11 protein-coding genes are annotated in these 12,004 nt (G+C 75.9%); 6 read left to right on the top strand and 5 right to left on the bottom strand.

Annotated elements, in window-relative coordinates:
• Positions 1 to 196: 196 nt before the first annotated feature.
• Entirely contained in the window at positions 197 to 1,228 is a 1,032-nt protein-coding gene (locus ACI78Q_RS23335) for a glutathione S-transferase family protein (protein WP_456925864.1), read from the top strand.
• Positions 1,229 to 1,254: 26 nt separating this feature from the next.
• The gene (locus ACI78Q_RS23330) at positions 1,255 to 2,415 is read left to right on the top strand and encodes an alkaline phosphatase (RefSeq protein WP_456925863.1); all 1,161 of its coding nucleotides are present in this window, start codon (positions 1,255 to 1,257) and stop codon (positions 2,413 to 2,415) included.
• On the opposite strand, the gene ACI78Q_RS23325 is transcribed toward ACI78Q_RS23330, so the two are convergent.
• Entirely contained in the window at positions 2,412 to 4,262 is a 1,851-nt protein-coding gene (locus ACI78Q_RS23325; RefSeq protein ID WP_456925862.1) for an ExeM/NucH family extracellular endonuclease, read from the bottom strand. The two genes, ACI78Q_RS23330 and ACI78Q_RS23325, sit on opposite strands and share 4 nt — an antisense overlap.
• Before the next feature lie 113 nt (positions 4,263 to 4,375).
• Between ACI78Q_RS23325 and ACI78Q_RS23320 the strand changes: the two genes are divergently transcribed.
• Positions 4,376 to 5,146, top strand: a complete 771-nt coding sequence (locus ACI78Q_RS23320) for a DUF6308 family protein (protein ID WP_456925861.1) — start codon at positions 4,376 to 4,378, stop codon at positions 5,144 to 5,146.
• A 3-nt stretch (positions 5,147 to 5,149) separates the two neighbouring features.
• On the opposite strand, the gene ACI78Q_RS23315 is transcribed toward ACI78Q_RS23320, so the two are convergent.
• Positions 5,150 to 5,899 carry an alanyl-tRNA editing protein gene (locus ACI78Q_RS23315; RefSeq protein WP_456925860.1) on the bottom strand — a complete coding sequence of 250 codons (750 nt, stop codon included), beginning with the start codon at positions 5,897 to 5,899 and terminating at the stop codon, positions 5,150 to 5,152.
• Between the two features lie 104 nt (positions 5,900 to 6,003).
• Here ACI78Q_RS23315 and ACI78Q_RS23310 point away from each other — a divergent pair, with 104 nt between their 5' ends.
• The 3 genes from ACI78Q_RS23310 to ACI78Q_RS23300 all read left to right on the top strand — a co-directional run bounded on the left by ACI78Q_RS23310 (position 6,004) and on the right by ACI78Q_RS23300 (position 9,090).
• Positions 6,004 to 7,548, top strand: a complete 1,545-nt coding sequence (locus ACI78Q_RS23310) for a DUF222 domain-containing protein (protein WP_456925859.1) — start codon at positions 6,004 to 6,006, stop codon at positions 7,546 to 7,548.
• A 164-nt stretch (positions 7,549 to 7,712) separates the two neighbouring features.
• A complete protein-coding gene (locus tag ACI78Q_RS23305) occupies positions 7,713 to 8,333 on the top strand; it encodes an antibiotic biosynthesis monooxygenase (RefSeq protein WP_456925858.1) in 621 nt (206 codons plus the stop codon).
• Between the two features lie 136 nt (positions 8,334 to 8,469).
• Positions 8,470 to 9,090 (top strand): hypothetical protein, encoded by a 621-nt coding sequence (locus ACI78Q_RS23300; protein WP_456925857.1) that lies wholly within the window; start codon positions 8,470 to 8,472, stop codon positions 9,088 to 9,090.
• Positions 9,091 to 9,136: 46 nt separating this feature from the next.
• On the opposite strand, the gene ACI78Q_RS23295 is transcribed toward ACI78Q_RS23300, so the two are convergent.
• From ACI78Q_RS23295 to ACI78Q_RS23285, 3 genes are all read right to left on the bottom strand, one after another.
• The gene (locus ACI78Q_RS23295) at positions 9,137 to 10,207 is read right to left on the bottom strand and encodes an acyl-CoA dehydrogenase family protein (RefSeq protein WP_456925856.1); all 1,071 of its coding nucleotides are present in this window, start codon (positions 10,205 to 10,207) and stop codon (positions 9,137 to 9,139) included.
• On the bottom strand, positions 10,204 to 11,364 hold the full coding sequence (locus ACI78Q_RS23290; protein ID WP_456925855.1) for an acyl-CoA dehydrogenase family protein: 1,161 nt from the start codon (positions 11,362 to 11,364) through the stop codon (positions 10,204 to 10,206). The genes ACI78Q_RS23295 and ACI78Q_RS23290 overlap by 4 nt, the downstream gene beginning before the upstream one ends.
• Positions 11,365 to 11,445: 81 nt before the next feature.
• Positions 11,446 to 11,754, bottom strand: coding sequence for a hypothetical protein (locus tag ACI78Q_RS23285; RefSeq protein WP_456925854.1), 309 nt, complete (start codon positions 11,752 to 11,754; stop codon positions 11,446 to 11,448).
• Positions 11,755 to 12,004 lie beyond the last annotated feature (250 nt).

Here is a 12,004-nt window from a genome sequence, read left to right as displayed (position 1 = left end):
GCGGGCCGGCCTGGAGGGCTACGGCCTGAAGATCACCGGCCGGGTGCCGCTGCCCAGCCACGTCACCGCCGAGAACCTCGCCTACCTGCGCACCAAACGCGACCGGATGGGACACCTGCTCGACATCGTGGACGACGAGGCGATCCTCACCCGCGTCTGACGGGCGGTCCGCCGCCCGGTCGTCGAAGCTGGGGACGTGAGTGAGCAGAGCAGCGGCTACGTCACCGGCGGCGAGTACCAGCGCGACTCGACTTACATCCCCGACCGGATCACCGCCGACGGCTCCGGGGGCTGGCCGGTGGAGGCCGGCCGCTACCGGCTGGTCGCGGCGCGCGCCTGCCCGTGGGCGAACCGGGCGGTCATCGTGCGCCGGCTGCTGGGCCTGGAGAAGGTCATCTCACTGGGCCTGTGCGGGCCCACCCACGACGAGCGCAGCTGGACCTTCGACCTCGACCCCGGCGGCCGCGACCCGGTGCTGGGCTACGAGCGGCTGCAGGAGGCCTTCCTCGCCCGCTTCCCCGACTACGACCGCGGCATCACCGTGCCGGCCATCGTCGACGTCCCCACCGGCCAGGTGGTCACCAACGACTTCGCGCAGATGACGCTGGACCTCTCCACCGAGTGGACGGCGTTCCACCGCGACGGCGCCCCCGACCTCTACCCCGAGCACCTGCGCGACGAGATGGACGACGTCATGCGGCGGGTCTACACCGAGGTCAACAACGGGGTGTACCGCTGCGGCTTCGCCGGTGACCAGGCCGCCTACGACCAGGCCCACTCCCGGCTTTGGACCGCGTTGGACTGGCTGTCCGACCGGCTGGCCGGCCGGCGGTTCCTCATGGGCGACACGATCACCGAGGCCGACGTCCGGCTGTTCACCACGCTGGCCCGCTTCGACGCCGTCTACCACGGGCACTTCAAGTGCAACCGGCAGAAGCTGACCGAGCTGCCGGTGCTGTGGGCCTACGCCCGCGACCTGTTCCAGACCCCCGGCTTCGGCGACACGATCGACTTCCCGCAGATCAAGGAGCACTACTACGTCGTCCACGCCGACATCAACCCGACCGGTGTGATCCCGCAGGGGCCGGACACGTCGGGCTGGCTGACCCCGCACGGCCGGGAGGAGCTCGGCGGCGCCCCGTTCGGCGACGGCACCCCGCCCGGGCCGGTGGCCGAGGGCGAGGAGGTCCCGGCCGACCACGGACCAGGCGGCATCGGCCACCGCTGACCCGGACGGCGCGGCACCATCGCGGGATGCGCCGCCGCGCGACCGCCGTCCTGGCCCTGCTCCTCGCGCTGCCGGCCTGCGAGGCCGGCTCGCCCGTCGCCGACCGCCGCGGGCCGGCGGACGCGACCGGGCGCGCCGCCCCGACGCAGGGCACCGGCGCGCCGGGCGCCGCGGTCCCCGGCCGCAGCGTGGTCCTGGTCGTCGGGGACGGGATGGCCGCGGCGCAGCGCGAGGCCGGCCGGCTGGACCAGGAGGGCGCCGGCGGGCAACTGGCCATGGACGCCCTGCCGGTGCGCGGTGAGCAGACCACCGACCCGACCGGCTCCGGGGTCACCGACTCCGCCGCGGCCGCCTCCGCGTGGGCCACCGGGCAGAAGACCACCAACGGCGCGATCAGCGTCGACCCCGACGGCGACCCGCTGCCGACACTCGGCGCCGAGGCGGCCGCCGCCGGCCTGGCGACCGGGCTGGTGACGACGGCGGAGGTCACCGACGCCACCCCCGCCGCGTTCTTCAGCAACGCCGACGACCGCAGCGAGGACGAGGACATCGGCCGCCAGTACGTGGAGGACAGCCGTCCCGCCGTCGTCCTCGGGGGCGGCGCGGGGACGTGGGAGTCCGGCGACCTCGCCGGGGAGGCGCTGGACTCCGGCTACGCGTACGTGACCGACGCCGACGGGCTGGCCGCCGCCGACGGCGGCAGGCTGCTCGGCCTGTTCGCCGACGAGGGGCTGTACGGCGACGGCGAGCCCGAGGTCTCGCTGGCCGCCATGACCGCCGCGGCGCTGGAGGTGCTCGCCGCGGACCCGGACGGGTTCTTCCTCCTCGTCGAGGAGGAGGGCGTGGACAGCGCCGGCCACGCCAACGACGACCTCGAGCTGCTGGCGGCCATGCGCTCCCTGGACGACGCGGTGGAGGTCGCCCGGGACTTCGTCGCCGGCCACCCCGAGACGCTGCTGATCGTCACCGGCGACCACGAGACCGGCGGGCTGACCGTGGACGACGGAGGTCGCGGCGACCTCCCGGTGGCCGGCAGCGGCCGCACGTTCCGGCTGCGCTGGAGCACCGGGGGCCACACCGGGGAGCCGGTGCCGGTGACCGCCGAGGGCCCCGGCAGCGAGCAGCTGGCCGGCACCTACCCGAACACGCACCTGCACGAGGTCATGCGCGCGGCCCTGCTCGGCTAGCACCCTCCGGACGGCGGGGCCGCGGCAGACGTCCCGGGCAGGCCGGCAGCCGATGTCGCTCGGGACAGGCCGGCAGCCGCCGCTCCGGTCAGGTCGACGCCGAGGACCAGCGGGTCGTGGTCGCTGGAGCGGTACGGGTCCGGCGCGTAGAGGGCGGGGTCGCCGTCGTACTGGTACGCCGCGGACTCCACCGCGTTGACGTTCCAGTGCGCCAGACCCGTGACCCGCGCGGTGAGCGACGGCGTGGCCAGTGCGTGGTCCAGCGAGCCGGACAGGCCGTCGAACACGTAGCTGTACCGGCCGGGGTCGAACCGCTCGCCGAGGTCGGTCAGGCCGGCGTCCCGCAGCGCCTGGACCGGGTCCTCCTGCGTGTAGGCGTTGAGGTCGCCGAGGACGACGACGTCCGGGTCGGTCGCGGCCAACCGCTCCACGAACGCCGCGAGCGAGCGGGCCTGCCGGACGCGGTCGCCGTTCCACGCGCCCTGCCCGTCACCGGCGTCGGCGTCGTCACCGATGGCCGCGTCGGCCGAGCCCTTCGACTTGAGGTGGTTGGCGACGACGGTGAGCGTCTCCCCGCCCGCGCTGAACGTCTGCGCGATCGGCTCGCGGGCGTTGTCCCACACCGTCTCGTCCACCAGCCCGACCGGGTCGCCCACCGGCGTGAGGACGTCGGCCCGGTAGACGATCGCGTTGCGGATGACGTCGCGGTCGACGCCGTACAGCTCGGCCGGCATCGGGACGAACGCCCAGTCCTCGCCGGTGCGCCGCCCGAGCCTCGTGGTGAGGTCGGCCAGCGCGCGGTCGGCGTCGCCGGGGGCCAGGCCGGTGGAGTCGGTGTCCTCGATCTCCAGCAGGGTGACGACGTCGGCGCCCAGCCCGTCGATCGCCGCGACCACCTTGGCGGCCTGCTCCTCGAACTCCGCGTCGGTGCGGGCGCCGCGGGCGTCGGCGCCGCTGCGGGTGAGGAAGTAGTTGAGCACGTTGAACGCGCCGATCCGCAGGTCGCCGCCGACGTCGTCCGGGGTCGCCGGTCGGGTGTCCTGGCCGGCGAGCACGCCGTCCGCGGTGCCGTCGGCCGGCTGGAGCCGCCACTGGCCGAAGCCCCACCCGAGGACGACCGGCTCGGTCAGGCGGACCGTGTCGCCCACCCGCACCGGCGTCCCCGGCGACAGGTAGGGGCGCCTGGTCACGCTCACCCGGGCGCTGGCCCCGTCGTCCAGGACGATGCGCCGGCGCGCGTCGTAGGCGGCCACCGCCTGCGCGGGCGGGCCGGGCCGCGCCACCTCGGTGGGCTGCACCAGCACCCCGCCCTCGGACAGCATGAGCTCGCCGAAGCTGGTCAGGTCGAAGACGTCGCTCACGGTCAGGACGTCGGCGGGCGCCACCAGCATGCCCTCCAGGCGCTCGCGGGTCCCGTCGCCCGCCGGCAGGTCGAGGGCGGCGGGGTCCGGGAGCGGGGCGCCGGTCGCGCAGACGTCGACGTCCGAGGGGGCGGTGACCTGCGTCTGCCCCTGGAACTCCTGCGCCGTCCCCGCCACCGCCACCGTGTCGCCCAGGGCCACGGGCACCGGGCTGAAGACGAACACCCCGTCGGAGGTGGCGTCGTCGCCGTCGCCGTCCGGGTCCTGCAGCGAGAAGCCGGAGAAGCCCGGGAGGTCGGCGACGACCACGCCGCGGACGGTGACCCGCTGCCCGTCCAGCGGGGTGGTGTCCCCGTCGCCCTGGACCTCGCCGATCTCGGTGGTCGGGTCGGCCGCGCAGTCGGCGGCGGCCGCCTGGCCCGCCGGGAGCCCGGCGAGGACGAGGGTGGCGACGCCGAGGACGGCACGGCGCGAGGGCGGGAGCACGGACGCTCCTTCCGTCGGGGGAGCGACGCTGGGCGCAGTCCCGACGGTAGGTGACCCGCGCGCCGCCCGCGCGCCACGCGGTACGCCCCGGCCGCGTGCACCAGGCTGGGGCGGTGCACGACGGGAGTGCTCCCCTGCGGCTGCCGAGCGCCGGCCCCGACCTCCTACCCGCCGAGACGGCGGTGGCGGCCGTCCTCGGCTACGCCCGCGGACGACGGCCGCTGTGGTTCCGCTCCATCGGCCGTCCGGAGGGCCGGTGGGTCAGCGTCCTGGCGTTCGGCTACGAGCGCTTCGACTCCCGGCCCCGCGGTTCCGGACCGCTCGGTGACGACGACGTCCTCACCGCCGAGGGCCTGCACGGCCGGCTCGACCCGGCGGGGTGGGCCGCCGTCCGCACCGCGATGGACGACGTCGCCCCGCTCGCCGACGCCGTGACCGAGCGGGCCGCCGGCCGGCCCTTCTGGGAGCTGCCGCCCGACGAGTTGTCGGTGCTGGGCGAGCCGGGGACGGTCGGGGCGGCGCTGCGCGACATCGGCGAGCGGGTGGCCGGGCCGTCCCGCGCGCACCTCGGGGCGGCTCTGCACCACCGCCGTCCGGAGCTGTTCCCGCTCGTGGACGCCACGACCCGCCGGCAGCTGCTGCCGCACCTCGAGGAGGGCGACAGCGGCGTCGAGGCGGTCGTGCACCGGGAGCTGGTCGCCGGCGCGGAGGCCTTCGCCGTCCTCGAGTCGACGGTGTCGGAGCTGCTGGGCGCCACCGGCGGCGTACCGCTCACCCGGTTGCGGCTGCACGACGTCCTCGTCTGGCTGTCCGGCAGCCTGCGGCTGACCCACGCGGTGGCGCTGGGGCGGGAGACCCCCGAGTGGGCCGCCTACCGCGGCTGACGGTCAGACGACGCGGATCCGGAGCCGCCGGAAGCCGCGGCCCTTGTTCTCCATCTTGGCGACCTCCACGCGGCCGACCATGGCCGTCGACGCCACGTGGGTGCCGCCGTCGGCCTGGGTGTCGAGCCCCACGATGTCGACGATCCGCACCACCTCGATGTCGGGCGGCAGCAGGTTGGTCGCCGTCCGGATGATGTCGGGGATCGCGAACGCCTCCTCCCGCGGCAGGGTGCGGACCTCGATGCGGCGGTCGGCGGCGATCTCGGCGTTGACCGCCTCGGCGACCCGCTCCTTGAAGTCGGCCGGCACCTCGGCCAGGTCGAAGTCCATGCGGGCGGTGAGCGGCTCCATGTTGCCGCCGGTGACGAGCGCGCCGAAGTCGCGGAAGACCACGCCGGTGAGCACGTGCAGGCCCGAGTGGGTGCGCATCAGCTGGGTGCGCCGCTCGTCGTCGAGCGCGCCGCGGACCGCCGTCCCCGGCGGCGGCAGCGGGTCGCCCTCGACCGGCACCAGGTACAGCTCGTCGCCCTTGCGGGTGCCGGCGATCCGCGTGCGGACGCCGCCCCACAGCAGCACCCCCTCGTCCGGGGGCTGGCCGCCACCGCCGGGGTAGAAGGCGCTGCGGTCCAGGACGATCCCCTGCTCCGGGTCGGCCGCCACGACGATCGCGTCCCACTCGCGGACGGTCGCGTCGGCGAGGTCGAGCCGGTGGGTGTGCCCGTGTCGGTCGGTCGCGCTGGTCACCCCGCGCATGCTGCCCGGTCGCGCCGACCGTCCGCCAGCCTCGGGCGCCGCGGTGGGGGCGACCTGTCTGCTCGGCTCCCGGAACTGTCGTACCCGCAGGTCAGGATGCTGGGGTGCTCGAGCTGCCGCCGCCGTCGCCGCCCGTGGAGGGGGTGCCGCTGGTGGTGTACCCGGCCGACCTGCTGGGCGGGGCCGACACCGAGCTGGAGTGCGTGGCCGACATCTGGGCCGCCGACGCCCGCGCCGCCCGCGCGGCCGCGGAGCAGGCGGTGTGGATCGCCCGGCTGGCCCGCCGGCGGCGCCTCGAGCGGCAGCAGTCGGAGTTCGGTCCGCGCGGCGGGCCGGGCCCGGACGCGGTCGACCGCCGGCCACCCTGCCTGGCCGACGTGTCGGAGACGTTCGTGCCGGAGCTGGCGCTGATCCGTGGCTGCACCGAGGCCGAGGCCGCCGTCCTGGCGGTGGAGTCGCTGGTGCTGGTCGACCGGCTGCCGACGGTGTGGGGCGAGCTGTACGCCGGCCGGATCGACCGGCGGCGGGCTGCGGTGCTGGCCGACCTGCTCGGCGAGGTCGCCCCCGCCACCGCCGACCGCGTACTCGCCCGCGTGCTGCCCGGCGCCGCCACCCACACCCCGGCCCAGCTGCGCGACCGCACCCGCCGGGCGCTGGCCCGGATCGACGCCGAGGCGCTGGACCGGCGTCGCGAGGCCGCTGCTCGCCGCGCCGGCGTCCGCGTCCAGCCCGTCGACGAGGGCCTGTCCGCACTCATCACCGAGCTGTCCACCCCCGAGGCACTCGCCTGCGCCGACGCGGTGCGCCGCTACGCCGACCAGGAGCGCGCCGGCGGTGACGACCGCCCGATCGGGGTCATCCGCGCGGGCGTGGTCCGCGACCTGATCCTCCGTCCCTGGGACACCTCCCGGCCGCCGGTCACCGCCCACCTGACCGTCCACGCCGACCTGCCCGCCCTGGACCCCGCCTGCCCCGACCAGCCCGCCGCCGAGGTCGACGGCACCGTGGTGACCGCCGCCCAGTGCCGCGAGCTCCTGCAACAGCTGGGCGTGCTCGGCCTCGGCCCGGCCCCGCGCGGCGGATCCGGGCACCTCGCCCTGCACCACCCGGCCACGGGTGCCCTGCTCGCCGTCGCCACCCGCTCGGAGCTGGCCCGCGCCGCCGGCGCCACCCGCCGCCGCAGACGCCGGCGCTCGCGGAGTCGGCACGTCGACTCGTCGACACAGCCACTCGTCGAGGAGGCGACGAGGAGACCTGGCGACGAAGCGACGAGCCGACTCGACGGTCCCCGGCGCCCCGCTTCGCCCGACGGACCCGGTCTGGCCGCACCCCCGGCGACGAGTCGCTACCGGCCGACCGCCGCCCAGCGCCGTTTCGTCCGTGCCCGTGACCGCCGCTGCCGCTGGCCCGGCTGCCGCCGCCCACCCGCTCGCTCCGACCTGGACCACGCCCGCCCCCACGCCGACGGCGGCCCCACCGACTGCAGCAACCTGTGCTGCCTGTGCCGCACCCACCACCGCATCAAGACCTTCGCGCCCGGCTGGGTCCTCCACCTCCTCGCCGACGGCCGCCTCCTCGTCCGCACGCCCTCCGGCGTCACCCGGGTCAGCGCACCACCCGGTCTCCACCCCGACCCGCTGACCGGTTGACGGGTCCGCGGCGTGGCCGCCGGAGTGCGACGCGTGGCGGCCACCCGACAGCGTGTCCTGAGACCGTTGCCAGCCCGCGCGCCGGCGAGGACGCTGAGCGACGCGGCGCTGCCGCACGGGCACCGCCGTCTCCATCGAGAGTCCCTCTGGAGAAGGAGCGGTGCATGTACGCCCGATCGACCACCATCCACGGCAACCGCGAGGCCCTGGACGACGGGATCGCCTACGTCCGCGACGAGGTCATGCCGATGGTCCAGCAGATGGACGGCTGCATCGGCCTGTCCATGCTCGCCGACCGCGAGACCGGCCACTGCATCGTCACGACGTCCTGGCGCGACAAGGAGGCGATGCACGCCAGCGCGGAAGGCGTACGGGCCTCCCGGGAGAAGGCGGCGGCGATCTTCGGCGGCCAGCCGGAGGTGCAGGAGTGGGAGATCGCGGTCATGCACCGGATGCACGAGGCCCACCACGGCGCCTGTACCCGGGTCACCTGGATCCGCGCCGACCCCGACGTCATGGACCGCACCCTCGACGCCTTCCGCATGTCGCTGATGCCGCGGATCGAGGAGCTCCCGGGGTTCTGCAGCGTCAGCCTCATGGTGCACCGGGCCGAGGGGATGGCCGTCTCCGCCGTCACCTACGACAGCCGGCTCGACATGGAGGAGACCCGCGAGCAGGCCCGCGGACTGCGTGACGAGTTCGCCCCGGCCATGGGCATCGCCATCACCGACATCGTCGAGTTCGACCTCGTGCTGGCCCACCTGCGGGTCCCCGAGACCGCCTGACCGTGCCCGCCGGCCGGTGCCCGCCCGACCGCCGGGCACCGGCCGCAGGACCGTTGCCTCCTCCGACGAGGACGAGGAGGCTCAGGCTCGCGGCGATGCCGCAGGGGCTCGCCGCCTCCCGAGAGGAGTGGTGGCCATGTACGCCCGAACGACCACCGTGCGCGGCAACCCCGGGGCGATCGACGAGGCGACCGCCTACATGCGGGACGAGACGATGCCGCAGGTGCAGCAGATGCAGGGCTTCACCGGCATGTCCATGCTCGCCGACCGCGACTCCGGCCGCTGCATCGTGACGACCGCCTGGGAGACCGAGGAGGCGATGCGGGCCACGATGGACCGCGTCGCCCCGCTGCGGTCGCGCCTGGGCACGATCCTCGGCGGCCAGCCGGAGGTGCAGACCTGGGAGATCGCCGTCCTGCACCGGGAGCACCAGGCTCCCGACGGCGCCTGTACCCGGGTGACCTGGAGCCGCACCGATCCGATGAACGTGGAGCGGATCGTCGACGCCTACAAGATGAGCCTGCTGCCCCGGCTGGAGGAGATGGACGGCTTCTGCAGCGCCAGCCTGTTGATGGACCGGCGGGAGGGCCGTGGCGCCGGCTCGGTCACCTACGCCGACCGGACCATGCTGGAGCAGTCGCGCACCAACGCGACGGCGGTCCGTGAGGAGTTCGCCGCCGCGATGGGCGCGCAGATCCTCGAGGTGGCCGAGTTCGAACTGGTCCTGCACCACCTGCGGGTCCCCGAGACCGTCTGAGGAGACCCCGGGCTGGCCGGGTCAGGCCGGCCAGCCCGGCCATCCCTCACACGACGCGGGTCAGCGCCGGCCAGAGATCGTCGGGACCGTCGGACAGCAGCCCGACCCCCAGCACCGTCGACCAGGTGAGCTCCGAGCCGGCCTCGTCCCGCCACGACCAGCACCGCCGTGTGAGGTGGTGCAGCGCGTGCTCCTGGGTGAACCCGATCGCCCCGTGCACCTGGTGGGCCAGCCGGGCGACCACCTCGACCGCCGCCCCGGCGCGCACCTTCGCCGCCGCCGCGGCCAGGACGACGTCCTGCCCGCGAGCCAGCGCCTGGACGGCGGCGTCCACCAGCGCGGTGACCGCGGTGACCTCGCCGGCCATCTCCGCCAGCTCCATCTGCACGGCCTGGAACCGCGCGATCGGCCGGCCGAACTGCTCCCGCTCGCCGGCGTACCGCACCGTCATGTCGAGCACCCGCTCCAGCGCCGCGGACAGCTGCACCGCCCGCGCCAGCGCGAACCGGGCCCGCACCTGCGCCGCCCGTGCCGGGGTCAGCAGGGCGCCACTGGCCGGTGCGCCGCCGAGCACCAGCGACCCCCGCGGCTCCCCGGCCAGGTTCCGCGCCTCGCTGGTCGCCAGCCCCTCGGCGTCGACCAGGGCGAGGACCGCGCCCTCGATGCCCGCCGGCGCCGCCGCGAGGACGGCGACGTGCCGCGCGACCCCCGACCAGGCCACGTCGGTGGTGGTGCCGGTGAGCGTCCAGCGCCCCGGCCCGTCACCGTCGTCCACCGGCTCGGCGTGGACCACGCCGTCCGTGGCGACGGTCAGCGGTTCCTCCGGCGAGGGCAGGTCCAGGCCGGCGGCGAGCAGCGCGGGGCCGGCCACCAGCAGCTGCTCGGCCACCGGGACGGCGGCCGCGCCGGCGGCGAGCGTGCGCACGACGGCGACCGCGTCGGCGACCTCGCCACCCGAGCCGCCGGCCTCCTCGGGCAGCCCCACCCCGGTCAGCCCGGCCGCGGCCAGGTCGGCCCAGAGGCCGGCGTCCCACGGGCGGTCGGCGGTGAGGACGAAGGGCTCGTGCGCGGCGAGGATGTCCCGGACGGTCCCGACCACCAGGTCCAGCTCGCTCACCGCAGCCCCAGCCCGCGCGCCACGATCCCCCGCAGGATCTCGTTGGTCCCGCCCCGCAGCGTGTAGCCCGGGGCGTGCAGCTGCGCCTCGGCCAGCGCCCGGCCGAGCGGGTCCGGGGAGTCCAGCGACGGGATCACCGCCACCACCCGCCGGATCTCGTCGACGACGTCGGCCTCGAACGTCGTCCCCACGTCCTTGACCAGCGCGGCGGGGAGGTCGGGCAGCTCTCCCCGGTCGAGCGCGGCCGCGATCCGCAGGGACAGCTGCCGCAGCGCCAGCAGCCGCGCCGAGAGCCGGCCGAGGGTCGCCTGCTGCGCGGTGTCGCCGGAGTCGCAGGCGCGGCGGGCGAACTCGGCGATCAGCGGATAGGTCGACAGGAACCGCTCCGGACCCGACCGCTCGAACGCCAGCTCCGCGGTCACCTGGTGCCAGCCCGCCCCCTCCTCGCCGAGCAGCATGTCGCCGGGGACGACGACGTCGTCGAACACCACCTCGTTGAAGTGGTGCCCCCCGTCGAGGATGCGGATCGGGTTGACCGTGATCCCCGGCAGCGAGAGGTCCACCAGCAGCTGGGAGAGCCCGGCGTGCCGGTGCGCCGGATCCGGCGGCGCGGTGCGCACGAGCACGATCCCGTAGTGGGAGGCGTGCGCGTTCGACGTCCACACCTTCGCGCCGGTGACCACCCAGTCGCCGTCGGCGTTGCGGGTGGCCCGCGTGCGGATGGAGGCGAGGTCGGAGCCGGAGTCCGGCTCGCTCATCCCGATGACGAAGTAGCACTCCCCTGCGGCGATCCGCGGCAGGATCTCCTGCCGCTGCGCCTCGGTGCCGTAGCGCAGCAGGTTCGGCCCGGACTGCCGGTCGGCGATCCAGTGCGCCGCCACCGGCGCCCCGGCGGCCAGCAGCTCCTCGGTGACCGCGTACCGCTCCATCGCCGAGCGCTCGTGCCCGCCGTAGCGCTTCGGCCAGGTCATGCCGAGCCAGCCGCGCGCGCCGAGCTTCCGGGAGAACGCCGGGTCGACCCCGGACAGCCAGGTGTCGACGTGCGTGGTGAAGGTGCCCGCGGCCAGCTCCGCGGCGAGGAACTCCCGCACCTCCGCGCGCACCCGTTCGGCGGCCTCGGACGGCGGCGCGGGCGCCAGGCCCAGCGAGCTGCTCATGCGGCGCTATCCCCCCAGGTCGGTGACGACGTCGGTTCTACAGGCCCCCGCCGACGACGGCCTCCCCAGAGCGCGACCGGGTCACTCGCTCGTCGCGTCGTCCTCGGGATCGGGGGCGCGGGTGAGCTGGCGCAGCTCGGAGACGACGTCCCCGGCGACGGTGGCCAGCGAGCTCACCGCGCCGGTCACCAGGCGCCGCACCCCGCCGCCGTCCAGCCCGATGAGCGCGCCGAAACCGGCCGCGACGTCCACCCCGGGGAACGACGTCGCCTGGGTCTGCGCGTGTCCGTCGGCCAGCTCGGGCGACCAGCGCATCGCGTCACCGGACATCGTGATGTCACCGGTGGCACCGTCGATGGCGTCCGTCACCGGGTTCGGGGAACGTTCCATGGCCGCCTCCCGCGCCGCACGTGCCCTCCAGCGATGGTCGCGCGCCGGGGCCGTCCCGCGCTAGGGCAGCCGCGTGATCGCCAGGAGCGCCACGTCGTCGCCGCGGTCCCCACCGACGAGGTCCTCCAGCAGCCGGTCGCACAGCCGGTCGGGATCGGCCGTGGGGGGGGGGGGGGGGGGGGGGGGGGGGGGGGGGGGGGGGGGGGGGGGGGGGGGGGGGGGGGGGGGGGGGGGGCGGGGGGGGGGGGGG

The organism is Geodermatophilus sp. SYSU D00705, from assembly GCF_054050135.1.
Note: the sequence above shows the minus strand (reverse complement) of the source record. Positions and strands in the feature narration are given on the sequence as shown.

Bases quoted from the DNA above. Each gene is read 5' to 3' on its own strand.
- ACI78Q_RS23330 (WP_456925863.1), top strand. From the start codon at position 1,255: ATGCGCCGCCGCGCGACCGCCGTCCTGGCCCTGCTCCTCGCGCTGCCG.
- ACI78Q_RS23315 (WP_456925860.1), bottom strand. From the start codon at position 5,899: ATGCGCGGGGTGACCAGCGCGACCGACCGACACGGGCACACCCACCGG.
- ACI78Q_RS23305 (WP_456925858.1), top strand. From the start codon at position 7,713: ATGTACGCCCGATCGACCACCATCCACGGCAACCGCGAGGCCCTGGAC.
- ACI78Q_RS23300 (WP_456925857.1), top strand. From the start codon at position 8,470: ATGTACGCCCGAACGACCACCGTGCGCGGCAACCCCGGGGCGATCGAC.
- ACI78Q_RS23290 (WP_456925855.1), bottom strand. From the start codon at position 11,364: ATGAGCAGCTCGCTGGGCCTGGCGCCCGCGCCGCCGTCCGAGGCCGCC.
- ACI78Q_RS23285 (WP_456925854.1), bottom strand. From the start codon at position 11,754: ATGGAACGTTCCCCGAACCCGGTGACGGACGCCATCGACGGTGCCACC.